Genomic DNA, 22,917 nt, shown 5'->3' on the forward strand with positions numbered 1-22,917 from the left:
TGCACAAGACGGTTTTGGCCACCAGCATCGACTCGAGGAGGCGTCATGAGCACACCCGAACCCGGCAGCCCGGCACTGTTGCACCCCGAAGAGGGCATCACCCAGCCGATCAGCACCGTGAAGGTGGGCATCGGCTACCAGATCGCCCTGTTCCTCGGGCAGTTCGGCCTCTTCGTCGCACTCATGGCACCGGTCTACGTCAGCATGCAGCTCAAGGCGCAGGCCCTGGTCGGCGACGACGCGGCGAACGTCATCGGCTCGGTGCTGCCGATCGGCGCGTTCGGTGCGCTCATCATGAACCCCCTCGCCGGCGCGCTGTCCGACCGCACCCGCACCCGTTGGGGTCGTCGTCGGCCCTGGCTGCTGAGCGGTGTCGTCGTCTTCGCGATCGCCCTCGCCTGGATCGCCTACTCGCCCGACGTCCTGAACCTGACGCTGGCCTGGCTCCTCGCCCAGCTCGCCGCCAACGCGACGCTGGCCACCCTGCTCGCGAGCTTCGCCGACAACGTCCCCCAGCTGCAGCGCGGCCGTTCGTCGAGCATCATCGCCCTCGCGCAGAACATCGCCGTGCTCGCCGGCACCTACCTGTCGGTGTTCTTCGTCGCGAACCTGCCGGTGCTGTTCATCGCACCCGGCATCCTGGCGATCATCCTCGTCGCGGTGTACGCCGTGGTCGCCCGTGACGACCTGCCGACGTACAAGCTGAAGAAGTTCACGTTCCTGAACCTCATCGCCTCGTTCTGGACGAACCCGATCAAGAACCCGGACTTCGCGTTCGCCTGGTGGTCGCGCTTCCTGATCATCTTCGCCACCTTCATGTTCACGACCTACCGCCTGCTCTACATGGAGAAGCACCTCGGCATCGAGGACGCGAAGGAGGCCACCGCGGCCGTCGCCTTCGGTGTGCTGCTCTACACGATCGCGCTCCTGGTCAGCGCGGCGCTGTCCGGCTGGGCGTCCGACAAGATCGGCCGTCGCAAGGTCTTCGTCGGCGGTTCGACGGCGATGTTCGCCGTCGGCCTGGTCGTGCTCGCGCACGCCGACACCGTGAACGGCTTCTACGTGGCCGAGGTCATCATGGGCTTCGCGTACGGGATCTACTCGGCCATCGACACGGCGCTCGTCGTCGACGTGCTGCCGAACGCCGACCGCCCCGGCAAGGACCTCGGGGTCATCAACATCGCCAACGCGCTGCCGCAGTCGCTCGCTCCGGCCGTCGCACTGTTCTTCCTGAAGATCGGGTCGGGCGACGCCGCCGACAACTACACGCTCATGTGCTGGGCCGCCGGCGCGATCGCCATCATCGGTGCCCTTGTGGTGATCCCCATCAAGCGGGTTCGATAGCCGGATGCACACCTCCGGGGTCGACGTGGACCGCAGCCAGCTCGCCGGGTGGCGGAACGCGATCATCGTCGCGTTCGCCATCGGCGGGATCAGCCTGGCCGGCTGGGGTCCCCGGCTCCCGGAGCTCCGCGTCGAACTCGGTGTCGACATCGGCACCATCGGTCTCATGCTCGGCGGTGTCACGATCGGCTCGATCGGCGGCCTGCTCAGCGCCGCCCCGCTGCTCCGGCGCCTGGGCGGCCGACGCGCCCTGACGGCGGTCGCCGTCCTGGTCCCCGCCGCACTGGCACTCATCGGCATCGCTGCTGCGCTGCACTCCGTGCCGCTGGCGAGCGTCGGGTTCGTCGTCGCCGGTGCCGGGATCGGCGCGCTCGACGTCATGGCGAACGTCGAGGGCACGGCGATCGAGGCGCTCGCCGGTCGCACGCTGCTCCCGTTGATGCACGCCGCCTGGTCGGGAGGCGCGGCCCTCGGCGCCGGGATCGCCGCCCTCTGCGCATGGCTGGGCATCACCCCCTCGGCCCAGTTGATCGGTGAGGCTGTCGTCATCCTGGTGGTCGGCGTGATCGCCATGCGTGCGATCCCGGACGGCACGCGCGCCGAGGAACACGACACGACGCTCACCCCGCGGCAGCGCCTGCGGCAGTGGGCGCGCGGCTGGGCGGACGTCCGACTGCTGCTGATCGGCGTCGTGATGCTCGGCGTCGAACTCGGCGAGGGGTCGGCGAACAACTGGCTCGCCCTGGCGGCCACCGACGGACACGGCCAGACGGCGACGGTCGGCGCACTCTTCTTCACCGTGTTCGCGGTCTCCGAGGCCGCGACGCGCGTCTTCGCCGGCCCCGTCGTCGATCGGCTCGGACGGGTCCGGACGGTCCGCTGGACGACCGCGCTCGGCATCCTCGGCGCCGTCCTGTTCATCGTCGGCACGACCTGGTGGCTCACGCTCATCGGCGTGGTCCTCTGGGCGGTCGGCGTCTCGATGGGGTTCCCGCTCGGCATGTCGGCAGCGGCGCAGAGCGGCCCGAACCCGGCTGCCCGGGTCAGCGTCGTCGCGTCGATCGGGTACTTCGCGAACTTCGCCGGCCCGCCCGTCATCGGCGCGATCGCCGAGCAGGTCGGCGCGCTCAGCGCGCTCTGGTTGATCGCCGTGCTCTTCGTGGCCGCCTTCGCCGCATCCGGGTCGCTGCGTCCGGTCGCCGAACCGACCCACGAGCGGGTCAGCGACCCTCGGTAGCGTGGAGCCCATGCTCGACGCGACGCCTGCCCCGTTCGACACCCCGGCCGGCCGGATCGTCGGGACGGTGGACGGCGACGTCGTCCGCGCGCTCGGGATCCCGTACGCGCGGGCTGACCGGTTCGCGCCGCCCGAGCCGATGACGCCCTTCGCGAGCGAACTCCACGCGTCGACGCCGTCCCCCGTGGCGCCGCAGCCGCACGCGCAGTTCGTCGACCAGCTGCTCGGCGAGGTCGAGGACATCACCGTCGACGAGCACTGCCAGCGCCTGTCGATCACGCTGCCCGCCGACGTGACGCCCGACGAGCGCCTGCCCGTGATGGTCTGGATCCACGGCGGCTCGTACGTCATCGGCGGCGGCGACCTGCCGATCTACGACGCTCGCGACCTCGTGACCGAGCAGCGCGTGATCGTGGTGTCGGTGACCTTCCGGCTCGGGGTCCTCGGGTTCCTGGGCGACGGGGCGTCGATCCCGGCGAACCTCGGACTGCTCGACCTGCTCGAGTCGCTCCGCTGGGTGCAGGCGAACATCGCCGCGTTCGGTGGCGACCCCGACCTCGTCACGGTGTTCGGGCAGTCGGCCGGCGGCGACGCAGCAGCCCACCTGATGATCAGCGACGGCGCGGCCGGGCTGTTCCGCCGGGCGATCATCCAGAGCGCACCGCTCGGGCTGTCGCGCGGTCGGTCCCGGATGAACCGCGCGATGATCCGGGCCGTCGGTGCCGTGCACGCCGACACCCCGCTCGACGACCTGCTCGAACGGCAGGCTCTCGGCACCCGGGCGGCCGCGTCGTACGGACTCGCGGGCGGGATGCCGTTCGGCACCCAGTACGGGTTCGCCCCGTTGCCCGCCGAACGCGACCTCGACGACGCCTGGAGCCGAGTCGCTCCCGACGTCGACGTCCTGATCGGTTCCGCGACGGACGAGACCGGCATGTACGTGCCGTTGGTCCGCGGTCTGTCGCGGGTCGCTCGGTCACGGATCCTGCGCCCGGCGCTCCGCTGGTGGGTGGTCCGTCCGCTCTCCGACGTCATCTACGGCCGCGACGTCCGACGCTTCACCGCGCGGCATCGTCGAGCCGGCGGGCGGGCGACGTCCTACCGGCTCGTCCGTGGCGTGACGACCGCGCCGACCGGCGCCGTCCACATGAGCGACCTGCCGCTGTTGCTCGGCGGCCGCGAGGCCTGGGCCGGCACCCGCTTCGTCCCCGAGCGCGACTGGCCCGAGGTCGAGCGGCGCGGCCGGTCCTTCCGTGCGATCTGGGCCGAGTTCGCCCGGACCGGCGCCGTCACCGCCCCGGACGACGAGACGCTGACCTTCGACCGGCCCTGACCTTCGACCGGCCCTGACCTTCGACCGGCTCTGACGTTCGACCGGCACTGGCCGTCTTCGCGCCCCCTGAACTGGCGGTCGCGTGGTCGCCCCCGGGACCGGACAATCGTCAGCATGCCCACGCCCGACGCCGATCTCCGTGCACGCATCGTGTCCGGCGCGATCGAGGCGTACCGCGCGACGGACTTCCACCGGGTCGGACCGGACGAGGTCGCCGAGCACGCCGAGGTGCCGGTCGCCGAGGTCAGCCGAGCGTTCCCGATGTGGGAACTCCTCGTCGTCGCGGTCATCGACCGGTGGAACAACGGCAGCCGGCTCGCGCTGTGGCCCGTCGCCGAACGGGACGGTGCCGTCGCGTACCTGCGTGCCCGGCTCGAGGCCGGCGTCACGGACCCGGCCCTCGTCCGGCTCCGGATCGCCGTGCTCAGCGCCGCGTCGAACCCCGGCCACCCCGCAGCCGGGTGGTTCCGCACCCAGTACACCCGGGCGTTCGAGGACCTCACCCTCGCCCTGGTCCGTGACGTCGTCGCTGCCCGCGAGCCACGGGGCGCCTCGCCCCGGCACGCCGCCGAGCAGCTCATGGCACTGTTCGAGGGGCTGCAGCTGCAGGCGATGGTCCGCGACGACGCCGAGCCACTGAGCGGCTTCGACCGCGCCGTCGCCCGGATGCGGGTCGGCTGGGCAGCAGCGCGCGTCGACGCCTGAGGACTCCGAGCGGGAGCACGGACGGGAGGCACGGCGCGGCTTGCGTGCGTCGGCTCGCGCACCTGGCATGGTCGGCCCATGGAGTACACCGACTACGACACCCGGCTCGCCGCGTACGGCGTGATCACGGACGGTGACCGGGTGCTCCTGGCGAAGCTGCGCTTTCCCGAAGCCGGCACGTGGACGTTGCCGGGCGGTGGCGTCGAGTTCGACGAGACCGTCGAGCAGGCCGTCGTGCGCGAGGTCCGCGAGGAGACCGGGTACGAGTCCGAGGTCGGCGCCCTGCTCGGCGTCCGGCAGCACGTCGTCCCCGCCGAGCGCCGGATCCACGCCAACGGTCGCCCGATGAAGGCCGTGCAGGTCGTGTTCCGCGCGACGGTCGTCGGCGGCACACTGCGCGACGAGATCGACGGGTCGACCGACGAGTCGCGCTGGCTGCCCATCGCCGAGCTCCCGCACCACCGGCACGGGCTGCTCGTACCCGTCGCACTGGCGTGGGCGGGTGCGCTCACGCGCTGACCCCTCATCCGGCGGCCAGCGTCGCGAACTGTGCCGGGATCTCAGCGGGTGCTGGCGGCTGGACGGACCACCCGAGTGCGCGGAGTGCCCCGGCGGTCTCGGCGGGGAACTGACGAGCAGTCGCGGCCGCTTCGCCTCGGCGCCATTGCTTCCGGAACTCGTGCACCGCTGACCGCCAGGTCGGGAGCGAATCGACGCCGCACTCGACGATGACGAACTCGACCACGTCGGCGAGACTCGGTCGGAAGTGCGGGCCGCCGAGCGGGAAGTGCAGCGAGGACAACCGAGCAGCGTCCCGACGCCCTGATCCGTTGTCGCCCGCCCTGGCCAGCAATGCACTGAACGCGCCGCGCTCGGCGTGCAGGTGCCAGTGCGACTGCGGGGTGGCGGTCAACGCTTCTTGGAACTCGAAACGGACCAGCGGCTGGCGCTCGTCCGCAAGGAGCAAACTGAACCGGCTCTCGTTCACCGCGAGCGCGCGGCAGTGGTCGAGCCACCGGAAGCGGATCGACACCGAGATGTCGGCCGTGTGGACGCCTCCGACAGTCAGGCGGAGTGGGGGAGTCCTTCGTGCTTCGGCGGTCGGTTGCACGACGATCGTTCCGCTCGCGACATCGAGATCGGAGGTGACCCGCACTCCGTGTCCGGGCAGGGAACCGTCCAGGAGTTCCTGCGTGAGCTCCATCTGCTGCTGGGCCGCGGACTCCGCGTTGCCGGTCATCGCTCGCCCAGCAGGAAGGAGATGCTGTCGAGCCAGTCCTGAGCCAGGTACTCGTCGGTGAAGAGATCGCGCCACTGCTCGGTCGGCGCGAACTCTCGTTCATCGAGGTCCCACTGCGCCCGGACCCGCGCGCGTTCGATGAGGAGTTCCTCGCGGGTCCAGTGTCGTCCCACTACAGCGGTCATGGCCGTCCTCTCGTCGGTGTGGGACGACGGTAGGGCGGTCAGTGGGGCCGGCGCGAGCTTTCTGAATACAACATGTTCACTCGGCGACGACGCTCAGGACGTTGCCCGACGGGTCGGTGAACCAGGCGATGAGCGGCCCGCCCTTGCGGTTCACGCCCTTCTCGTCGGTCATCCCCTCGTACTGCAGGAACGTGATGCCCTTCGCGGTGAGCTCGTCCACCGCGGTGTCGACGTCCGGCACGGGGAAGTTCAGCACCGTGAAGGCCGCGGGTTCGTGCGCAGGGCCCTTCGGGTAGACGAGGACACCGTGGCCGTCGCCGAGCTGCAGGAAGAGCATGCCGTGGTCCTCGGAGACCTCGACCCCCAGGACGTCCTGGTAGAACTCCTTCGCCTCCGGGACGTCCCGTACCGAGAACCCGCTGAACGCCTTCGTCGCATCGACCATGCCGCCAGTGAACCACCCCGGTCCGGTGTCGGCGCGCTCTGCCAGGATGGGGCCGTGAGCCACCCGGACAGCAGCGTCGACGACGCCGTCGAGCGTGCGGTCGAGCTGGCCTCGGCGGGGCCCCGGGCAGTGCTCGGCATCGCGGGTGCTCCCGGTGCCGGCAAGTCGACCCTGGCCCGCCGCGTGGTCGCCGCCGTCGACGAGCGACTCGGGGCCGGCACGGCGGTGCAGGTGCCGATGGACGGCTTCCACCTGTCGAACGCGGCGCTCGACGCCCTCGGCCGGCACGACCGCAAGGGTGCCGTCGACACGTTCGACGCCGACGGCTACGTCGCTCTGGTCCGACGACTCGTCGTTGCCGACACCACCGTGTGGGCGCCGGACTTCGACCGCCGCATCGACGAGCCCGTCGCCGGCAGCATCGCCGTCCCGCCGACCGCCCGGCTCGTGGTCTCCGAGGGGAACTACCTGCTCGACGATGCCGAACCGTGGGCAGCGCTCGGCGACCTGTTCACCGAGACCTGGTTCTGCGCCGTCGACGACGGGGTGCGGGTCGACCGCCTGGTCGGTCGGCACATGCGTCACGGACGCGACCACGACGCCGCGCGTGCCTGGGCGGTGGAGGTCGACGGCGTGAACGCGGCGAGGGTCGCGCCCACGGTGATCCGTGCCTCCATGACGGTGCGGACGTGACCAGCAGACCGACGCGACACCGATCGAAGGAGCGACCATGACCATCGCCATCACCGGAGCGACCGGCAACATCGGGGGCGCCGTCGCACGCGCGCTCGCCGCGGACGACGTGCCGTTCCGGATGATCGTGCGCGACGCAGCGCGCGCGCCGGAGCTGCCCGGCGCCGAGGTCGCGGTCGCGACGTTCGCCGACGCCAGCCGGGCGGCGCTCGAGGGGGTCGACGTGCTCCTGATGGTGTCGGCGGCCGAGGCCGAGGACCGGCTCGACCAGCACCGCACCTTCGTCGCAGCAGCTGCCGAAGCCGGTGTGCGGCACGTCGTCTACACGTCGTTCCTCGGCGCGGCCGAGGACGCGACCTTCACCCTCGGGCGCGACCACTGGGCGACCGAGCAGGCGATCCGCGCGACCGACACGGCGTACACGTTCCTGCGGGACAGCTTCTACCTGGACTTCGTCGAGGACCTGGTCGGCGAGGACGGCGTGATCCGCGGGCCGGCAGGCGACGGCGCCATGGCGGCGGTCGCCCGTGCGGACGTCGCACGGGTCGCGACCACCGTGCTGCAGGACCCGGGTGCGCACGTGGACCGCACGTACGAGCTGACCGGGCCGGCGGCGTTCACGCTCGCCGAAGCCGCCGCGGTGGTGACCGAGGTGCGTGGCCGGACGGTGACGTACCACCCGGAGACGCTGGACGAGGCGTACGCGTCTCGTGCGCAGTGGAACCCCGAGCCGTGGCAGGCCGACGCGTGGGTGAGCACCTACACGGCGATCGCCGAGGGGGCTCTCGCGCACGTGTCCGGCGACGTCGAGCGGATCACGGGCCGGCGCCCGATGTCGCTCCGCGAGGTGCTCGCCGCGCGGTAGTGGGCGCGGGCGGGGCGCGGGCGGGACTTCGTGAGCAGAAATGGTCGGGTCAGGTGCGGCGACCCGACCATTTCTGCTCACGAAGCGCCCCGCAGCGCAGCGCAGCGGGCGCGGCGCCGCTCAGGACACGCGGCGCGCGGCGAGCGTGCCGACGACCCCGAGCGTCAGCACCGACACGAGCACGACGAGCAGCGGTGCCGTCCAGTCCCCGGTCGCACCGTGCAGCGCGCCCGCGACGAGCGGCCCGGCCGAGCCGATCAGGTACCCGCCGCCCTGCACGAACGCGGACATCCGACGGGCATCGGCGTCGCTCGACACGATCCGCACGATCACGATGAAGATCACGGTGATGCCGCCGCCCTGGGCCGCGCCGCCGAGCACCGACCACAGCAGCCAGAGCTGCGGGGCGAACAGCAGCCCGAGCGGCATCGCCAGCCACAGGAACGCGACGAGCGCGATGATCGCCCGCGGCCGCCACTTCGCCGCGAGCAGCGGGACCCCGAGCGCACCGACCACGGCCAGGATCTGGAACACTGACGAGCTCGCCCCGGACGACGCCTTCGAGAACCCGATCTCGTCGTGCAGCAGGGTCGGGATCCAGGCGGTCAGGGCGTAGTACGAGAACGCCTGGCCGCCGAAGGCCAGCGTGAGCCCCCACGTGATGAGTCGTCGTGCGGGACGGACCGGCTCGGCGGCGGTGGCAGCAGCGGCCGCCGCGGCCCGGTCGGCGCGGATCGTCCGGATCGCCCCGGTGTCGAGCACCTGGTCGATCGGACCGGTGATCGGCAGGGGCTCGTCGTCGTCGGAGCGCACCGGGCGGCGCCACGCGGCCCGGGCACCCACTGCGTACGTCCACGCGAACCCGGCGATGACCGCGAAGACCGCCCACACGGCGATGGCGATCGGCCAGCCCCACAGCGCCGCCAGGGGAGCGGTCGCGAGCGACGTGATCATCGACCCGACGTTGAGCGCCGACGTGTAGACGCCGGTGACCAGGCCGACGCGCTCCGGTGAGGTGTCCCGCCGGATGACGACGGGGATCACCACGTTGCCGATCGTGATGCCGATGCCGATCACCGCGGTGCCGATGAGCAGTGCGGCGGACGACGGCATCGAACGCACCACGGTGCCGGCGAGCACGATGACGAGCGACAGGGACACCGCACGCTCGGGGTCGGCCTTCGCGATGACCCAGCTGGCGAACGGCGTCGCCAGGGCGAAGCAGAGCACGGGGATCGTCGTCAGCAGCCCGGCGATCGTGGACGTCAGGCCGAGGTCGAGCCGGACGTCGCCGATGACCGGGGCCGTCGCGACGATCGGCCCGCGGAAGTTCAGTGCGATGAGGACGATGGCGGCGGGCAGTACCCACGCGGCGGCACGCAGCCCCTGCCGCGTCGCGCCGGTCCGGCCGTGCCCGCTCGTCGCGTCGGTCCCGCCGGTCGCGTCGGTCCCGTCCGTCACGGCAGCAGGATCGGGAGCAGGTCCAGCGGGGTGGCGGCCGTGGCGATGGTGCCCTCGGCCTCGGCGGGGGAGCCGTACCCCCACTCGGCGAAGACCACCGGGACGCCGTGCACCGTGGCGCCCTCGACGTCGTGCACCCGGTCGCCGATGAGCACCGGACGGCTGATGTCGAACCCGCGGGCGTCGAGGCGGCGCAGCGCTTCCTCGACGACGTCGGCCTTGCTCGACCGGACCTCGTCGTCGCTGGCGCCCGTGATGATGTCGATGTCCCCGGTGAGCCCGTAGTGCTCGAGGATGTACGTCGCCGGCGTCTCGGGCTTGCTCGTCGCGGTCGAGATCGGCAGCCCCGCGTCGTGCAGCGCGCGGAGCACGACGTCGATGCCGGGGAACATCGTCGAGTCGAGGGCGCCGTGCGAGAAGTAGTGCTCGCGGTACACGGCGAGGGTGTGCTCCGCCTGCGCCTCGTCCATGCCCATCGCGACCCGGAACGTGTCCATGATCGGCGGGCCGACGAACGACATCAGGGTGTCGTGGTCGGGCACCGGGACGCCCACGGTGCGGAAGGTGTGCGTCAGGCTCTCGAGGATGCCCGGCGCGGAGTCGCTGATGGTGCCGTCGAGGTCGAACAGGATGGCGGAGAACGGGCTGGTCATGTCCTGCCCACCCTACCGGCGGCGGTCGACGGGACCATCCTGGTGCCGCGCGCGACGGGGCGGACGTGCACCGGGCCTCCCGGTCGGGCGGCGGCCGTCGGGCGGAACCTGGTTCCGGACACAGCACCACGCGATTCCGCGGTTCCGTGTCCGGAACCTGGTTCCGGCGGGAGACCCACCAACGCGACCGCGCTCAGAACAGGCGGGTGTGCCCGCCCTCGATGCCGCGCATCGCGTCGTAGTCGAGCACGAGGACGCGGATGCCGCGGTCCTCGGCGAGGGTGCGCGCCTGCGGTGCCACCGTCTGCGCCGCCAGCACGCCCTGCACCGGCCGCAGGTGCGGATCGCGGTTCATGAGTTCGAGGTAGCGCGTGAGCTGCTCGACCGCGTCGATGTTGGCGTTCCGCTTCATCTCGACCGCGACGCTCGCCCCGGCGTCGTCGCGGGCCAGGATGTCGACCGGCCCGATGGCGGTCATGTACTCGCGGCGGACCAGCGTGTGGCCGTCTCCGAGCAGTTCGATCTGCTCCGCGAGGAGCTGCTGCAGGTGCGCCTCGACCCCGTCCTTCACCAGGCCCGGGTCGACGCCGAGGTCGTGGGTCTGGTCCGCGATGACCTCGTGGATGGACACGATCAGGCGGTCCTGGGTCTTCTTCTGCGTCACCGTCCAGACCTCGGTGATGCCACCGACGGTCTGCTCCTCGTCCGGCTCGCTCATCTCGATCGAGCACGGCGGGCTCATCCAGTTCAGCGGCTTGTAGCTGCCACCGTCGGAGTGCACGAGCAGCGAGCCGTCCGCCTTGAGCATGAGCAGACGGGTCGCGAGCGGCAGGTGGGCTGAGAGCCGGCCCGCGTAGTCGACGGAGCAGCGGGCGATGACGAGACGCACCCGGGAAGCCTAACGGGCGTCGCGTCCCGACCCGGACGGCGCGCTCGTCGCGTCAGCAGTGCTGGTTGCGTCGGCAGCGCTCGTCGTGTTGGCAGCGCTCGTCGCGTTGTCGGCGCTGCCGGCCGGGAGGCGCGGCTCGCCCCCGCCGTGTCCGTCGCCGCCCCCGCGGGTCGGCCTGGCGGCGGCGCCGGTCTCACGGGCGGCACCCGACGCGAGTCCCGCCGCGATGATGAACACGAAGACGACCAGGAGCGCACCGAGCAGTCCGACGTGCTCGCCGAGGAACCCGATGAGCGGAGGACCGGCCAGGAACGCCACGTACCCGATGGTCGCGACGGCGCTGACCTTGGCGGCGGCCGTGCGGGGGTCGTCGGCAGCGGCCGACATGCCCATCGGGAAGCCGAGGCTGGCACCGAGGCCCCAGAGCACGACGCCCACGATCGCGAGCGGCACGTTGTCGATGAAGATGAGCATGCCGAGGCCGACCACCGCGACGGCGGCGCTGATCCGCAGGATCGGGACGCGCCCGAACTTGTCGATGAGGGGGCTGCCGGCGACCCGGCCGACGGTCATCGCGGCGAGGAACACCGTGAGCACGCCGGCGCCGGCGGCGTTGTCGAGCCCGTGGCCGTCGATCATCGCGAGTGGCAGCCAGTCGTTCGCGGAGCCCTCGGCCAGGGCCATGCCGAGCACGATCACGCCGATCAGGATCGTGGACGGCTGCGCCCAGACCTGCATGCGGGTGAGTGGCGTCGCGACCGGGCTGGTGTCGGTGGAGACCTGCTCGGCGAAGCGGTGCTCGTCCTGGAACTTCGTGACGGCGACGAGCATCGCGGCGCTCGTGATGACGACCAGCACGATGAAGTGCACGGAGACCGGGATCTCGAGCCGCTCGGCCAGGGCACCGAGCCCGGCGCCGGCCAGTGTGCCGAGGGAGAACGCTGCGTGGAACAGCGGCATGATCGTGCGCCCGCCGGCCTTCTCGGCAGCGGCGCCGGAGACGTTCATCGACACGTCGCACAGGCCGTTGCCGAACCCGAAGGCGATCAGGGCGATCCAGATGGCGGCGAAGCCCCAGCCGAGCGTGACCGCGATGCCAGCGAAGACCATGCCGAGCGCCAGGCAGGCGGCGGCGATCTGGATCCCGCGCCGCGCGCCGAGCTTGGCGACGATGTGGCCGGCGAAGGTCAGGCCACCGATCGAACCGACGGCCATGCCCAGGACGAGCAGGCCCATCTCGAACGTGCTCGCGCCGAGGGAGTCGCGGACGCTCGGGATCCGGCCGAGCCACGTCGCGATGTCGAGCCCGGACAGGGTGAACACCACGAACACCGCGATGATCCAGGCCCTGGTGGTCGGAACGGTGCGGGTGGACGGCGTCGTCATGGTGGTCCCATCGTGCTTCGTTGCTGGTGGTCGTGGTGCGGGTCGCGCTGCGCGTTTTGTTCTGGGTCGGCCGCTATCGAATCGATTCGACCGCTTGTTCCCGCTACGCTAACCGGCGATGGACGAACCGGCAACAGCACTCGGCGCGTCGCCTTCCCGCGGCGGCGGCACCCGTCCGTCGCGCCCGACGCTGGCCGCGGTCGCCCGTGCCGCCGGTGTCGCGCCGTCGACGGCCTCGCTCGCGTTCAGCGGCAGCGGCCCGGTGTCCGAGGACGCCAAGGCCCGAGTCCTCGCCGCCGCTGCCGAGCTCGGCTACGGCGGCCCCGACCCCCGTGCGCGTTCGCTCCGCCGAGGCCGTTCCGGCGTCATCGGTGTCGTGATGGACGAGCGCTTGAGCGACGCCTTCCGCGATCCGGTGAACGTCCTGACGCTCGACGGCATCGCCGAGGTGGCCGGGGCTGCGGGGGCTTCGCTCTTGCTGGTCCGGAGTCCGCTCGACGATGAGCAGGGTGCCGGCCCGCTGGTGGATGCCCCGATGGACGCCGTCGTGCTCGTGGGGTGCAACGTCCGGATCGACCCGGCCGTGGCGGTGCTGCGGCGTCGACAGATCCCCGTCGTCGCGATCGAGGCGGACGAGATCGAGGGTGCCGTGCCCGTCCAGCTCGACAACCGGGATGCCTCGCGCCGTGCTGCTGCGTACCTGCAGGACCTCGGGCACGCCGACGTCACGGTGGTGACGCTGCCGCTCGACGCTGCTCGTCGGCGGGGACCGATCGACGACGACCGGTTCGCCTCGGGCATCGCGTTCACGACGCTCGAACGGCTCCGGGGCGTGCGCGAGGTCTACCCCTCCGCCGTGGCGGTCGAGACGGCGGGGAGCTCGGTGGAAGAAGGACGCCTGGCCGGCGTGGAACTCTTCGCTGCCGATGGCCCTCGCCCCACCGCCGTCATCGCCCAGAGCGACCTGATCGCCGTGGGGGTGATCTCGGCCGCGCTCGACGCCGGGCTGCGGGTGCCCGAGGACGTCAGCGTCGTCGGGTTCGACGGCATCACGGTGGACGACAGCCTGCTGCACCGCACGCCGATCCGGCACCTGACCACGCTCGTGCAGCCGTTCGTGCAGAAGGGCCAGGCTGCCGCTCGTGCTGCCCTGGCCATGCTCGAGGGGGCGGAGCCGCAGCCGGCGTCGTTCGTCTCGGAGTTGCGCGTGGGGGACACGACGGGGCCGCCGCCGGCTGTGCGCTGATCCCACCCGTCCGGATTCCGCCACACCCCTACGAGTCGGTCAGCGCGACCTCGCGACGATCACCGCCACCGGGCGGGAAGTACGACGTCATCGACGACCTCGACGATGTCGTCGCGGGACAGCGGGCCAGTGGTGAGGTGACGGGCGAGCACGAGTGCGGCGCCAGCGCTGACGCGTGATGGGCTGACAGCGCTCGAGGGGATCTCGCCACGGGCCGCGGCGCGTCCGAATGCTTCGGTCACGAGGCGTTGGCGCGGCTCGATGAGCAGTGCGACGATGCGCTGCCACATCTCGGGTCGTCGCTCTCGCTCCAGGAGAAGTGGTGCGAGGACCCGTCCGACGGGGGTGGTGAGCCCGTCGGCGAGATCGGACAGGAACGCGATGAGTTCGTCGCGGAGGTCACCGACCGGCTGGAGTCGGGTCCCCCCGGGGTGATCGCTCCGCTCCGCGGTGTCTTCGGTCCAGGCGAGGGCGGCGAGGACGAGCTGCTCCGGATCGGTCCAGCGCCGGTAGAGCGAGGCCTTGCCCGCACCGGCTGCCGCGGCGACGTTCTCGAAGGTGAGGCCCGCCATGCCGTGGTCAGCCAGCTGTTCGAGTGTGGCGGCGAAGATCGCGTGCTCGAGGTCAGCACCGCGCCGCCGGACGGGAGCGTTCACGAGATGAGTGTCCCACCGACCCACACAGCGCCCGGCTGAGCGAGGACGGCTGGGTCGACGAGGGGATCGCCGGTCGTGAGCAGGAGGTCCGCACGCAGCCCCACTTCCACACGCCCGCGGTCGTGCAGACCGAATGCCGCCGCTGCCCCGTCCGTGGCAGCGGTCAGTACCGCGCCGTTCGTCATCCCGGTGTCCCGCAAGAGGAGCATCTCCTCGTGGAGGGCCTCGCCGTGGCGAACCGGCGCGAACGGGGTCTCGTTCGCGTCCGTGCCGGCGACGACTGGCACACCGGCGGTGTGCATCCGGCGCACACTCTCGACGGCGTTCTCGAATGCGGCGTCGGCACGGTCCCCGAGCCGCGCGCGCGCCATCGCGCGCATCATGACGAGGGTCGGTGACGCGATGGTGCCCTGGTCGACCATCCGACGGACGGTCTCGCCCGGCAGCGGCCGGTCGAGCGGTGCGTGCGTGAGGATGTCGACCCCGGCGTCGAGCCCGCGGACGAACGACGCGGCGGTCACGACGTGGGCCACGGTCCGGAGCCCCCGGCGGCGTGCACCGTCGACCAGGGCCGTGATCGTTGCGACGTCGAGCGCGGGGACGTCGGTGGCGTCGGGGTCCTCGATGATGATCTTCACCAGGTCCGACCCGTTCGCGGCCCGCCAGTCCAGGTACCGCTCGGCATCGGCTGCGCTGCTCACGCCGCTCGCGTCCGGGAAGCCCATCCGAGCGATCTGGGTGCTGCCCGGCGCCGAGGCAGCCGAGCCCGCGCTGAGGAGCCCCGGGGCCCCTGGTGCTCGTCGCTGCTCGTCGACGAGGGAGTCCGGGTGTGTCCCGAGGTCAACCATCGTCGTGACGCCGGCTCGGACTGCGGACGACAGCGCCGCCGGGGAGCCCAGGTGGACGTGCGTGTCGATCAGGCCCGGAACGAGGAACTGCCCCGTTCCGTCGACGACCGGACCGCCGGCTGGAGCGACGGTCCCCGCGGGACGGACCGTGCTGATGTGCTCGTCGAACTCGACGTCGACAGCCTCGGTTGTGGTCACCCCGCCGGAGCTGGTGCGGACGTTGCGAATGGTCGTGGTCATGCGGTCTACGATACAGAATCGTTCACTACATGCAACGAGGAGCCATCGATGTCCGAACTGATCGACGTCCACGCACACTTCGTCACCGCGGACTACGTCGCAGCGGCCCGAGCAGCCGGGTACGAACAGCCGGACGGCATGCCCGCCTGGCCGAGCTGGTCGCTCGCCGGCCAGCTCGGTGACATGGACCGCCGCGGGATCGCCCGAGCGGTCCTGTCCGTCTCGTCGCCCGGAGTGCACTTCGGGGACGACGACCGAGCCGCGGAGCTCGCGCGGACACTCAACGACGAAGCCGCCGCGATCGCGGCCGCGCACCCGGACCGGTTCTCGTACTTCGCGTCCCTCCCGGTGCCGGATGTCGACAGTGCGGTCCTGGAGGCCCGGCGCACGTTGCAGGGACCGGGTGCGGTCGGCGTCGTCCTCGAGTCCAACGCGCACGGCCAGTACCTGGGAGATCCCGCGTTGGAGCCGCTCTGGGCCGAGCTCGACGCCCGCGGCGCGGCCGTCTTCGTGCACCCGACCTCGCCCGTCGGGTGGGAGCACACCGCCCTCGGGCGTCCTCGCCCGATGCTGGAGTTCATGTTCGACAGCACCAGGAGCATCGTCGACCTGGTGCTCGCCGGCGTCCTCGACCGGTACCCGGACCTGCGCGTCATCGTGCCGCACTCGGGCGCGACTCTGCCGGTCCTCTCCGACCGGATCGCCCTGTTCCAGCAGTTGTTCGGCGCCACCGCCGGCACGATGCCCTGGAAGGACGCGATGCGGCGGCTCTGGTTCGACACGGCAGGCACGCCGTTCCCACTCGACGTGCCAGTCCTCGCCGAGGTCGCCGGGACGGACCGGCTGCTCTACGGCAGCGACTCGTGCTGGACGCCGACGCAGGGCGTGGACGCGCAGATCGCCGCGCTCGACGATGCCGAGCCGCCGCACGACGCGACGAGTTGGCGGGAACTCACGACCCGGAACGCTCGGCGTCTGCTCGACTGACTCCGGCGAGGACGCTCTGGATCGCGGGTCCGGCGATCGCGACGACGGTGTCGTGGTCGGCTGCGAGCACGGCAGGGACCCCGAAGACCTGCCGGCTCGTGATGATCCCGACGAGCATGGCCGCGGCGAGCCCGGCCCGGAGCGCACGGTCCTCGTGATCGGCGCCGGAGGCTCCGTGCACGAGGCGGGCCTGGATGAAGTCCCGCAGCTGCGCCGTCGCGTCCTCGTTGACCATCGCACCTCGGAGCATCGCCATCAGCGGTTCCGACTCCTCCGGGGCGCCTTCCCAGGCCTGTAGGAACGCCCGGACGACACGCTCGCCGAGATGCTCGTCCGGACCCTCGAAGGCCGTGTCGAAGCGCCGGAGCGCGGACGGGGACACGGCCATCACCGCTGCGAACAGGTCGGCCTTCGACCCGAAGAACTGCATCACCTGCGAAGGGTCGACGCCGGCGTCCGCCGCCACGGCCCGGATCGTCGTGCCGGCGAAACCGTCGCTGGCGAACCGCGCACTCGCCGCCGCGAGGACCGTCGTGCGGGTGCTGGCCGCCCCGGGACGGCGACCCACGCGGGAGGTCGTCGCTGCTTCCGTCGTTCCGTCCATGCCCGCAATCTACTCCGCCGACGGGTTTCTCAACACGCGTTGAGTTCTTGCCGGATCGGACGTACGCTCGCCTCGACGACGAGCCCACGGAGGACTCCCGCACGAAGGAGAACACGATGACCGACCAGAGGATGACCGTCCCCTCCACCCCGCTGCCCGCTCCGCGCACGGGTGTGCTCACCCCCTTCGAGCCCGGCACCCGAACCCTCGAGGCCGGGTTCCGGATCGCGCCGCAGTTCAAGCCGCTGCCCGTCGACACGGTGTTCGACAAGGACGTCGCGATGCAGCTGCGCGACGGCACGACCATCCACGTCGACGTGTTCCGCCCGGTCGGCACCGAGCCGGTGCCGGTGATCGTGGCATGGAGCCCGTACGGCAAGGCGCAGGGCACGTCGCTCAGCGTGATGGGGGTGTTCGGGCTCGTCGGGCTGCCGAACAGCACGGTGTCCGGACTCGAGAAGTTCGAGGCACCGGACCCGGCGTACTGGGTCGAGCACGGCTACGCGATCTGCAACGTCGACATCCGCGGCGTGGTCGACTCCGAGGGCGACAGCGTGCTCTGGGACCGGCAGGAGGGCCGCGACGCGTACGACGTCATCGAGTGGCTGGCCGAGCAAGAATGGTGCGACGGCAAGGTCGGCATGAGCGGCACGAGCTACCTCGCCGTGTCGCAGTGGTTCACCGCCGCCGAGCAGCCCCCGCACCTCGTCGCGATCAACCCGTGGGAGGGCGTCAGCGACGTCTACCGCGACCTCGTGAAGCGCGGCGGCATGCCCGACACCGGGTTCGCGCAGCAGCTGCAGGACGGCAGCTTCTTCGGGAAGGGCCAGAAGGAGGACATCCTCGCCGAGGTCGACGCCCACCCGCTGATGACCGACCTGTGGGAGCAGAAGATCCCTGACTTCTCGCAGATCGAGGTGCCGGCGTACGTCGTCGCGAGCTACTCGAACACCCTGCACACCGCCGGGACCTTCCGCGCCTGGCGTCGGATCGCCAGCGACGAGAAGTGGCTCCGGATCCACAACACCCAGGAGTGGCCGGACTACTACGACCCGGCGAACGTCGAGGACCTCCGCCGGTTCTTCGACCACTTCCTCAAGGGCGCCGACAACGGGTGGGAGACCACTCCGACCGTCCGGTACTCGGTCCTCGACCTGCAGGGCGGAGACGAGGTCGCCGTGCCGGCTGAGTCGTTCCCGCCGCAGGACGCCGCTTCGACGAAGTACTTCCTCGACGCCCGGACGCGAACGCTGACCACGGCCGCGCCCGAGGCACCTGCAGAAGCGTCCTACGCCGTCGACGCGAACCCGGACGCCGTCTCGTTCCTGACCCGCTTCGACGAGGAGACCGTCCTGGTCGGGTACCCGAAGGCGCACCTGTTCGTCGAGGCCCGGGGCGCCGACGACATGGACCTGTTCGTCCTCGTCCAGAAGCTCGACCGCTGGGGAACGCCGCTGCAGGCGTTCACCGTGCCGAACCAGTCGGCGATGGCGCACGACCTCACCGACCACGGCGCGACGATCCTGCGTTACAAGGGCTCCGACGGACGCCTCCGCGTGTCCGCCCGGCACCTCGACGAGGCGCTGTCGACCGACGACGTCCCCGCGCACTCGTTCGACCGCGTCGAGAAGCTCGCTGCCGGGCAGGTCGCCGAGATCGAGATCGACCTGTTCCCGGTCGGCCTGCGCTTCCACGCGGGCGAGCAGCTGCGGTTCATCGTGAGCTCCCGCAACCTGCTCGGCACGCTCATGCCGGCGATCCGCGAGTACGTCGGCGCGAACACCGGGCGGCACGTCGTGCACACCGGCGGCGACCAGGCCTCGTACCTCCAGCTCCCCGTCCGGGCCGCACGGTGACCGGCGCGACCGTCCGCCTGGCCGGCGAGGACACCGACTCGACCATCGACGGGTTCGAGCTGTTCTCCGCCCGCCGGGCGCTCGCGCTCCTGAAACGGAAGCTCGGCCGGGTCCAGCTGCTCGAGCTGCTCGAGGACGAGATCGCTGCGGGTGACGCGTTCCTCCGCGCCCACCTCGGACGCTCCGGCGGCGAGCAGGCAACCGGCACGACCACGCTCCGTGCACGGGGCATCAGTGCCGCGCAGTTCGGTGCGTGGCTCGGCGCCGCGTTCGCCCGCGAGGACGTCATGCTCGCCGGACACCCGGAGCACTACGGGATCCACGCCGAGCCGGGGCGCAACGTGAACATCGTCGAGACCCTCGACGAGTACGTCTGCTCGTTCTTCATGCGCCCCTGGGACGACAGTGCCGTCGTCGAGCAGGAGCTGCCCGCCGCAGAAGCGACTGCCGGTCGCCGGTCGCACATGCTGTTGGCGGACGGGACGGTGATCGGCTCGATCGCGAACTCCTTCGACGAGGAGCAGGACGGCTTCACCGCACGTCTGTCCGTCACCTTGCCGGCGACCTGCGCCCCGGCGGTGATCGAGCAGCACCTCGAGCACTTCGCCGTCGAGTTCCGCACCTGGATCCGCCGAGCCGCCAACGAGCGGTGACCACTCGAAGGCCGGCGATCCGCACGAGACGTTGGCTCAGGGCAGCGTTCGCTCCCACGTCGACGTCGACGTCGGCCGCTCCGCGCGCGACCGTGAGCTGCGAGTCCTACTGCCAGGTGGCGGTGTCGGGGTCGATGCCGCGGGCGCGTGCGCCGGCGTCGATGATGCGACGCAACCATGAGGCGAGCCCGGCTCGGATGCCGTCGTAGTGTGCGGCGTACCCCGGATCGGCTTCGTACATGCGGCCGAGGACGACCTGCATCTGCCGGGTGATCGGGAAGTAGGCGGAGAACACCTCGCGGTGCTGTTCAACGAGAGCGTCCGCGGCCGGGCTGCCGGGTTCGACACCAGCATCCATGGCGTCGGCAAGGGCCTGATCAAGCGCCGCAGACGCATCGGCGACGGCCTGCCAGTCGTCCACGGTGCGTGACGCCGAGCGTTCGGCGTAGTGCCGCCACTCCGGCGTATCGCCGTAGAGTTGCCGCGCCTCAGCCGGCCACTGCGGATTCCATCCAGGCCCGAACGTCGCGGTCTGCTCCTCATTGGTCATGAGCAGCCCGTGCTCGTGGGCGTCGGCCATCCGGGCCAGGTCATCGCCCAGCGCGCTGAGATGCTCGATCCGCGCCGCAAGCTGGGACTGCTGGGCGCGCAGCGCAATGACAACGGCCGCACTCGGATCGTCGAGAACGTTCCGAATGGCTTCCAGGTCGAGCCCCAGCTCGCGGTAGACGACGATGCGCCGCAGCCGCTCGAGGTCGTCTTCGGCATAGAGCCGGTACCCGGCAGCTGACCGTGACGACGGCCTCGCAAGGGCGATCTCGTCCCAGTGATGCAACGTCCGGACCGTCACGCCCAGGCGCGCCGCGGCCTGACCAACAGTCAGGTCCACGGCGTCGCTGTCATCAGGCATGCGCTCCATTCTTCTCGCCGTCGGCGTCAGGTGCGGTGATGCCGATCGCTTCGAGGTTCTTGGCGGTCTGGCTGGTCGGCTCGAAGGGTTTCGCGGCAGTGAAGACGACTCGCACCTTCTCCGGCGTGATCACCTCGACATCGCGGGTGCCCCAGGGCGTGTCCCGCGGCTCGCTCACCACGCCCGCGTCGTGGGCTCGGCACGCGGTGACGAGGGTGTCGATCTGGTTCAGGACGCACGCGAAGCTGAAGCTCACCGCCGGCGCCTGATCCGGAGCGGACGCGGTTGGGACCAGCAGGACGTCCTGAAAGGCCCACCGGCGCAGGTGCACGAGCTGGCCCGGCACGCTGAACAGGTCGAAGAAGCCCAGGCCGCGGGTCCAGAAGTCGACGGAAGCGGCCAGGTCGGTTGTCGGGATCGTCACGAACGACGGCATCCCGTAGATCCCGTGGAACGGCTCAGGCGCGACCACGTCAGGGCCGGGGGCGGGGACCGGGCTCATCTCAAAGGCGTTGTAGTAGCTGCTCATGGGTCCACGTTCGGCCCTCACGCGGCGTGAGGGTCAAATCGGGGAACTCTGGGACCAACCTGTTGGCCCGGTTCACCGAGTTGGCGGCCCGCGTCCGGAGAACGATCGACTACCGGACTCCGTCTGGTCCCGCCTTCGACTCTCTGGTCACTCGGGGTGACCGAAGATCGACAGGGGGATCCAGATGATGCCAATCATCGCAGCCCTCCAGCGAGAACACGCACGACTTCGCCTGCCTCATCACCATGTCCTCCGAAGAGGCGGCGAACCTCGCGCCACAGTCGAACGCCCGTGCCGACAGCGTCGGCTGCTATAACAGCACCCCCGTGCGCACGATCTGGGCTCCATCGTCGAGCGACATCGTCTACGGCGTGATCTACGGACAGGCGAACGACCCGACCAACGGCTCCTGGAGCAACTGCATCGACCTCACGTTCACCATCGGACTGCAGACCGACAAGCACATCTTCGGCCTGTCCGCTTTCTCCGTCCTCCGCAACTACAACGTGGACCTCAGCGGTGGCATCACTCTTGAGCAGATGGAAGGACTCCTGCCCAGCCGGACGGTGGACTCCACGGGCTACTCGAACCTCTCCGGCGACGGCTTCAACTTCACCGGCTCGATGGGCGGAACACACAACGGCACCTACATCTTCAAGCTCGGCAACATGAAGATCCAGGACTACGAGCGTGCGCACACGTTCAACCTCAACCTCGACCTCTCCACGTACCGTTTCCTGTGCACCCCGGGAGACAGCTGCCGGTACCCGGACGGCAAGGAAGCGCCGGTCTTCGGCTGAAACACCTAAGAGGAGGAGCGCACGTGAACAACCGCATCGAGGCAATTCGTGAAGCCATCAGAGCAGACACCGACCGTAGCGTCACCGCGACAGTCCTCATGCAGGACTTCAACGGTGTCGACGAGTGGAGTGTGAAGACCGACCTCCGGGACGCCAGCTGGACCGCCATCCACGTTGCAACGCAACGCACCATCGTCTCCGACGGCTACAACGAGCGCATCGGTGAGGGGCACAGCAAGCGCCCCCATCCGGTCGCGAGCCTCATCTATCCCGACAGCATGTTCATCTGGGGTGGTGATCAGTCCGACTGGCATCCGACCGACGCAGAAGACGGGGACGGCTTCACCGTGCTCGTCCTTCGACACCGATTGGACCGTTCTCTCCTTGCTTCCATCACCTACGACCAAGAGCTGAATCTCTTTAGCAGGTTCGACTCGCCAACCCGCCTCATCCACCTTCGAGACGCCGCAGTCAGCCGGTGACAGGTACGTACGCCGTCACCCTTTCGTTGGGCGATGACGAGGGCATGAGGTCGTCCTTCTTCCCACGGATGAGGAAGATCGCCAGGAGCGATGCGATGACCATGGCGATGCCGGAGGCGAGGAACGCGGCTGAGTATTCGTCGGTGAACGCAGTCAGCTGGTCACCACCGGCGGCGAGGGTGTGCTCGACGGCGCTGGCGTAGAAGACGGTAAACACGGCCAGGCCGATCGATCCGCCGATGTGGAAGGTCGAGTTGACGGTCGCGGAAGCGACGCCGGCATCCTCGGGCTGCACACCGGTGAGGGCGAGGTTTTGCAGCGGCACGAAGAGCATCGCCAGTCCAATCCCGAGGAGCACGAGCGCAGGGAGGCTGAACTAGGACCAGCCAGTAAATAGCCGGCAGGCCAACGAATCGAGGGGTGCGATGGACCTGTCTCGGTAGACAATCCTCAATCGAGACGGGCTCCGACAAAATACACGACCCTCGAACAGGTTACATTTCCCACAACAAATATTACGATGCGGTAACGGGGTACGGGATCCCCATCCGTTCAGCGGAGGGCGCCGAATAGCTTGCACAGACCGGGAAACACCCGGAGCGCTCACCAGCCGCACATTGCTGGTTCTCCACCCTGCACCAGGGTGTGTTCGGCGCGCACACAGCAGCCG

General features: G+C 70.4%; 26 protein-coding genes. 13 read left to right on the top strand and 13 right to left on the bottom strand.

The window, feature by feature from the left end:
* Window positions 1–45: 45 nt before the first annotated feature.
* The 5 genes from ACIPV1_RS17980 (at window position 46) to ACIPV1_RS18000 (ending at window position 5,138) form a co-directional block, all read left to right on the top strand.
* A complete protein-coding gene (locus ACIPV1_RS17980; protein ID WP_123294465.1) occupies window positions 46–1,344 on the top strand; it encodes an MFS transporter in 1,299 nt (432 codons plus the stop codon).
* 4 nt (window positions 1,345–1,348) lie between these two features.
* Window positions 1,349–2,581 (top strand): MFS transporter, encoded by a 1,233-nt coding sequence (locus tag ACIPV1_RS17985; protein WP_131920713.1) that lies wholly within the window; start codon window positions 1,349–1,351, stop codon window positions 2,579–2,581.
* Window positions 2,582–2,591: 10 nt separating this feature from the next.
* Complete coding sequence (locus ACIPV1_RS17990; RefSeq protein ID WP_402726960.1) at window positions 2,592–3,914, top strand: carboxylesterase family protein; 1,323 nt, start codon at window positions 2,592–2,594, stop codon at window positions 3,912–3,914.
* Window positions 3,915–4,028: 114 nt separating this feature from the next.
* Window positions 4,029–4,619, top strand: a complete 591-nt coding sequence (locus tag ACIPV1_RS17995; RefSeq protein WP_123937179.1) for a TetR/AcrR family transcriptional regulator — start codon at window positions 4,029–4,031, stop codon at window positions 4,617–4,619.
* A 78-nt stretch (window positions 4,620–4,697) separates the two neighbouring features.
* Window positions 4,698–5,138, top strand: coding sequence for an NUDIX hydrolase (locus ACIPV1_RS18000; protein ID WP_402726961.1), 441 nt, complete (start codon window positions 4,698–4,700; stop codon window positions 5,136–5,138).
* Window positions 5,139–5,142: 4 nt separating this feature from the next.
* On the opposite strand, the gene ACIPV1_RS18005 is transcribed toward ACIPV1_RS18000, so the two are convergent.
* The 3 genes from ACIPV1_RS18005 to ACIPV1_RS18015 all read right to left on the bottom strand — a co-directional run bounded on the left by ACIPV1_RS18005 (window position 5,143) and on the right by ACIPV1_RS18015 (window position 6,489).
* Window positions 5,143–5,859, bottom strand: coding sequence for a hypothetical protein (locus tag ACIPV1_RS18005; protein WP_123937180.1), 717 nt, complete (start codon window positions 5,857–5,859; stop codon window positions 5,143–5,145).
* Window positions 5,856–6,044 carry a hypothetical protein gene (locus tag ACIPV1_RS18010; RefSeq protein ID WP_123937181.1) on the bottom strand — a complete coding sequence of 63 codons (189 nt, stop codon included), beginning with the start codon at window positions 6,042–6,044 and terminating at the stop codon, window positions 5,856–5,858. The genes ACIPV1_RS18005 and ACIPV1_RS18010 overlap by 4 nt, the downstream gene beginning before the upstream one ends.
* Window positions 6,045–6,120: 76 nt before the next feature.
* Entirely contained in the window at window positions 6,121–6,489 is a 369-nt protein-coding gene (locus ACIPV1_RS18015) for a VOC family protein (protein WP_123937182.1), read from the bottom strand.
* A 54-nt stretch (window positions 6,490–6,543) separates the two neighbouring features.
* Between ACIPV1_RS18015 and ACIPV1_RS18020 the strand changes: the two genes are divergently transcribed.
* Both ACIPV1_RS18020 and ACIPV1_RS18025 read left to right on the top strand, forming a co-directional pair.
* Window positions 6,544–7,182 carry a nucleoside/nucleotide kinase family protein gene (locus tag ACIPV1_RS18020; RefSeq protein ID WP_123937183.1) on the top strand — a complete coding sequence of 213 codons (639 nt, stop codon included), beginning with the start codon at window positions 6,544–6,546 and terminating at the stop codon, window positions 7,180–7,182.
* Window positions 7,183–7,219: 37 nt separating this feature from the next.
* Window positions 7,220–8,047 carry an SDR family oxidoreductase gene (locus tag ACIPV1_RS18025; protein WP_123937184.1) on the top strand — a complete coding sequence of 276 codons (828 nt, stop codon included), beginning with the start codon at window positions 7,220–7,222 and terminating at the stop codon, window positions 8,045–8,047.
* A 120-nt stretch (window positions 8,048–8,167) separates the two neighbouring features.
* Here the strand turns inward: ACIPV1_RS18025 and ACIPV1_RS18030 are convergent, their stop codons facing one another.
* From ACIPV1_RS18030 to ACIPV1_RS18045, 4 genes are all read right to left on the bottom strand, one after another.
* On the bottom strand, window positions 8,168–9,508 hold the full coding sequence (locus ACIPV1_RS18030; protein WP_311394732.1) for a CynX/NimT family MFS transporter: 1,341 nt from the start codon (window positions 9,506–9,508) through the stop codon (window positions 8,168–8,170).
* Window positions 9,505–10,161: an HAD hydrolase-like protein gene (locus tag ACIPV1_RS18035; RefSeq protein ID WP_123937185.1), complete on the bottom strand. Its 657-nt coding sequence runs from the start codon at window positions 10,159–10,161 to the stop codon at window positions 9,505–9,507. The genes ACIPV1_RS18030 and ACIPV1_RS18035 overlap by 4 nt, the downstream gene beginning before the upstream one ends.
* 193 nt (window positions 10,162–10,354) lie before the next feature.
* Window positions 10,355–11,050 (bottom strand): endonuclease NucS, encoded by a 696-nt coding sequence (nucS, locus tag ACIPV1_RS18040; RefSeq protein ID WP_111083752.1) that lies wholly within the window; start codon window positions 11,048–11,050, stop codon window positions 10,355–10,357.
* A gap of 9 nt (window positions 11,051–11,059) precedes the next feature.
* A complete protein-coding gene (locus ACIPV1_RS18045) occupies window positions 11,060–12,436 on the bottom strand; it encodes an MFS transporter (RefSeq protein WP_402726962.1) in 1,377 nt (458 codons plus the stop codon).
* 118 nt (window positions 12,437–12,554) lie between these two features.
* Here ACIPV1_RS18045 and ACIPV1_RS18050 point away from each other — a divergent pair, with 118 nt between their 5' ends.
* Window positions 12,555–13,682, top strand: coding sequence for a LacI family DNA-binding transcriptional regulator (locus ACIPV1_RS18050; protein WP_402726963.1), 1,128 nt, complete (start codon window positions 12,555–12,557; stop codon window positions 13,680–13,682).
* A 59-nt stretch (window positions 13,683–13,741) separates the two neighbouring features.
* On the opposite strand, the gene ACIPV1_RS18055 is transcribed toward ACIPV1_RS18050, so the two are convergent.
* Window positions 13,742–14,338, bottom strand: a complete 597-nt coding sequence (locus ACIPV1_RS18055; RefSeq protein ID WP_402726964.1) for a TetR/AcrR family transcriptional regulator C-terminal ligand-binding domain-containing protein — start codon at window positions 14,336–14,338, stop codon at window positions 13,742–13,744.
* Window positions 14,335–15,426 (bottom strand): amidohydrolase family protein, encoded by a 1,092-nt coding sequence (locus ACIPV1_RS18060; RefSeq protein WP_402726965.1) that lies wholly within the window; start codon window positions 15,424–15,426, stop codon window positions 14,335–14,337. The genes ACIPV1_RS18055 and ACIPV1_RS18060 overlap by 4 nt, the downstream gene beginning before the upstream one ends.
* 48 nt (window positions 15,427–15,474) lie before the next feature.
* On the opposite strand from ACIPV1_RS18060, the gene ACIPV1_RS18065 reads away from it, so the two are divergent.
* On the top strand, window positions 15,475–16,413 hold the full coding sequence (locus ACIPV1_RS18065; RefSeq protein ID WP_402726966.1) for an amidohydrolase family protein: 939 nt from the start codon (window positions 15,475–15,477) through the stop codon (window positions 16,411–16,413).
* Here the strand turns inward: ACIPV1_RS18065 and ACIPV1_RS18070 are convergent.
* Window positions 16,379–17,017 (bottom strand): TetR family transcriptional regulator, encoded by a 639-nt coding sequence (locus tag ACIPV1_RS18070; RefSeq protein ID WP_123294477.1) that lies wholly within the window; start codon window positions 17,015–17,017, stop codon window positions 16,379–16,381. The genes ACIPV1_RS18065 and ACIPV1_RS18070 overlap by 35 nt on opposite strands.
* Before the next feature lie 116 nt (window positions 17,018–17,133).
* On the opposite strand from ACIPV1_RS18070, the gene ACIPV1_RS18075 reads away from it, so the two are divergent.
* Window positions 17,134–18,873, top strand: a complete 1,740-nt coding sequence (locus tag ACIPV1_RS18075; protein WP_123294625.1) for a CocE/NonD family hydrolase — start codon at window positions 17,134–17,136, stop codon at window positions 18,871–18,873.
* On the top strand, window positions 18,870–19,526 hold the full coding sequence (locus ACIPV1_RS18080; protein WP_123294478.1) for a hypothetical protein: 657 nt from the start codon (window positions 18,870–18,872) through the stop codon (window positions 19,524–19,526). Before ACIPV1_RS18075 ends, ACIPV1_RS18080 begins: the two co-directional genes overlap by 4 nt.
* Window positions 19,527–19,632: 106 nt before the next feature.
* Here ACIPV1_RS18080 and ACIPV1_RS18085 read toward each other — a convergent pair whose 3' ends face one another.
* Together ACIPV1_RS18085 and ACIPV1_RS18090 are read right to left on the bottom strand one after the other, a co-directional pair.
* Window positions 19,633–20,436, bottom strand: a complete 804-nt coding sequence (locus ACIPV1_RS18085; RefSeq protein WP_185094124.1) for a MerR family transcriptional regulator — start codon at window positions 20,434–20,436, stop codon at window positions 19,633–19,635.
* Window positions 20,429–20,965 carry a VOC family protein gene (locus ACIPV1_RS18090; RefSeq protein WP_123294480.1) on the bottom strand — a complete coding sequence of 179 codons (537 nt, stop codon included), beginning with the start codon at window positions 20,963–20,965 and terminating at the stop codon, window positions 20,429–20,431. The genes ACIPV1_RS18085 and ACIPV1_RS18090 overlap by 8 nt, the downstream gene beginning before the upstream one ends.
* Window positions 20,966–21,210: 245 nt before the next feature.
* Between ACIPV1_RS18090 and ACIPV1_RS18095 the strand changes: the two genes are divergently transcribed.
* The gene (locus tag ACIPV1_RS18095) at window positions 21,211–21,765 is read left to right on the top strand and encodes a hypothetical protein (protein ID WP_123291680.1); all 555 of its coding nucleotides are present in this window, start codon (window positions 21,211–21,213) and stop codon (window positions 21,763–21,765) included.
* A gap of 23 nt (window positions 21,766–21,788) precedes the next feature.
* The gene (locus tag ACIPV1_RS18100) at window positions 21,789–22,247 is read left to right on the top strand and encodes a hypothetical protein (protein ID WP_402726967.1); all 459 of its coding nucleotides are present in this window, start codon (window positions 21,789–21,791) and stop codon (window positions 22,245–22,247) included.
* Here ACIPV1_RS18100 and ACIPV1_RS18105 read toward each other — a convergent pair.
* A complete protein-coding gene (locus ACIPV1_RS18105) occupies window positions 22,237–22,581 on the bottom strand; it encodes a hypothetical protein (RefSeq protein ID WP_402726968.1) in 345 nt (114 codons plus the stop codon). The genes ACIPV1_RS18100 and ACIPV1_RS18105 overlap by 11 nt on opposite strands.
* Window positions 22,582–22,917: the final 336 nt, after the last annotated feature.

Origin of the sequence: Curtobacterium sp. NPDC089991, from assembly GCF_044748425.1 — a bacterium.
Lineage (GTDB): Bacteria > Actinomycetota > Actinomycetes > Actinomycetales > Microbacteriaceae > Curtobacterium.

Coding starts and splice junctions, on each gene's coding strand:
- ACIPV1_RS18035 (WP_123937185.1), bottom strand. CDS start 10,161: ATGACCAGCCCGTTCTCCGCCATCCTGTTCGACCTCGACGGCACCATC.
- ACIPV1_RS18075 (WP_123294625.1), top strand. CDS start 17,134: ATGACCGACCAGAGGATGACCGTCCCCTCCACCCCGCTGCCCGCTCCG.
- ACIPV1_RS18105 (WP_402726968.1), bottom strand. CDS start 22,581: ATGCTCTTCGTGCCGCTGCAAAACCTCGCCCTCACCGGTGTGCAGCCC.
- ACIPV1_RS17985 (WP_131920713.1), top strand. CDS start 1,349: ATGCACACCTCCGGGGTCGACGTGGACCGCAGCCAGCTCGCCGGGTGG.
- ACIPV1_RS17980 (WP_123294465.1), top strand. CDS start 46: ATGAGCACACCCGAACCCGGCAGCCCGGCACTGTTGCACCCCGAAGAG.
- ACIPV1_RS18060 (WP_402726965.1), bottom strand. CDS start 15,426: ATGACCACGACCATTCGCAACGTCCGCACCAGCTCCGGCGGGGTGACC.
- ACIPV1_RS18085 (WP_185094124.1), bottom strand. CDS start 20,436: ATGCCTGATGACAGCGACGCCGTGGACCTGACTGTTGGTCAGGCCGCG.
- ACIPV1_RS17995 (WP_123937179.1), top strand. CDS start 4,029: ATGCCCACGCCCGACGCCGATCTCCGTGCACGCATCGTGTCCGGCGCG.
- ACIPV1_RS18065 (WP_402726966.1), top strand. CDS start 15,475: ATGTCCGAACTGATCGACGTCCACGCACACTTCGTCACCGCGGACTAC.
- ACIPV1_RS18050 (WP_402726963.1), top strand. CDS start 12,555: ATGGACGAACCGGCAACAGCACTCGGCGCGTCGCCTTCCCGCGGCGGC.
- ACIPV1_RS18090 (WP_123294480.1), bottom strand. CDS start 20,965: ATGAGCAGCTACTACAACGCCTTTGAGATGAGCCCGGTCCCCGCCCCC.
- ACIPV1_RS18000 (WP_402726961.1), top strand. CDS start 4,698: ATGGAGTACACCGACTACGACACCCGGCTCGCCGCGTACGGCGTGATC.
- ACIPV1_RS18010 (WP_123937181.1), bottom strand. CDS start 6,044: ATGACCGCTGTAGTGGGACGACACTGGACCCGCGAGGAACTCCTCATC.
- ACIPV1_RS17990 (WP_402726960.1), top strand. CDS start 2,592: ATGCTCGACGCGACGCCTGCCCCGTTCGACACCCCGGCCGGCCGGATC.
- ACIPV1_RS18095 (WP_123291680.1), top strand. CDS start 21,211: ATGTCCTCCGAAGAGGCGGCGAACCTCGCGCCACAGTCGAACGCCCGT.
- ACIPV1_RS18015 (WP_123937182.1), bottom strand. CDS start 6,489: ATGGTCGATGCGACGAAGGCGTTCAGCGGGTTCTCGGTACGGGACGTC.
- ACIPV1_RS18070 (WP_123294477.1), bottom strand. CDS start 17,017: ATGGACGGAACGACGGAAGCAGCGACGACCTCCCGCGTGGGTCGCCGT.
- ACIPV1_RS18025 (WP_123937184.1), top strand. CDS start 7,220: ATGACCATCGCCATCACCGGAGCGACCGGCAACATCGGGGGCGCCGTC.
- ACIPV1_RS18005 (WP_123937180.1), bottom strand. CDS start 5,859: ATGACCGGCAACGCGGAGTCCGCGGCCCAGCAGCAGATGGAGCTCACG.
- ACIPV1_RS18045 (WP_402726962.1), bottom strand. CDS start 12,436: ATGACGACGCCGTCCACCCGCACCGTTCCGACCACCAGGGCCTGGATC.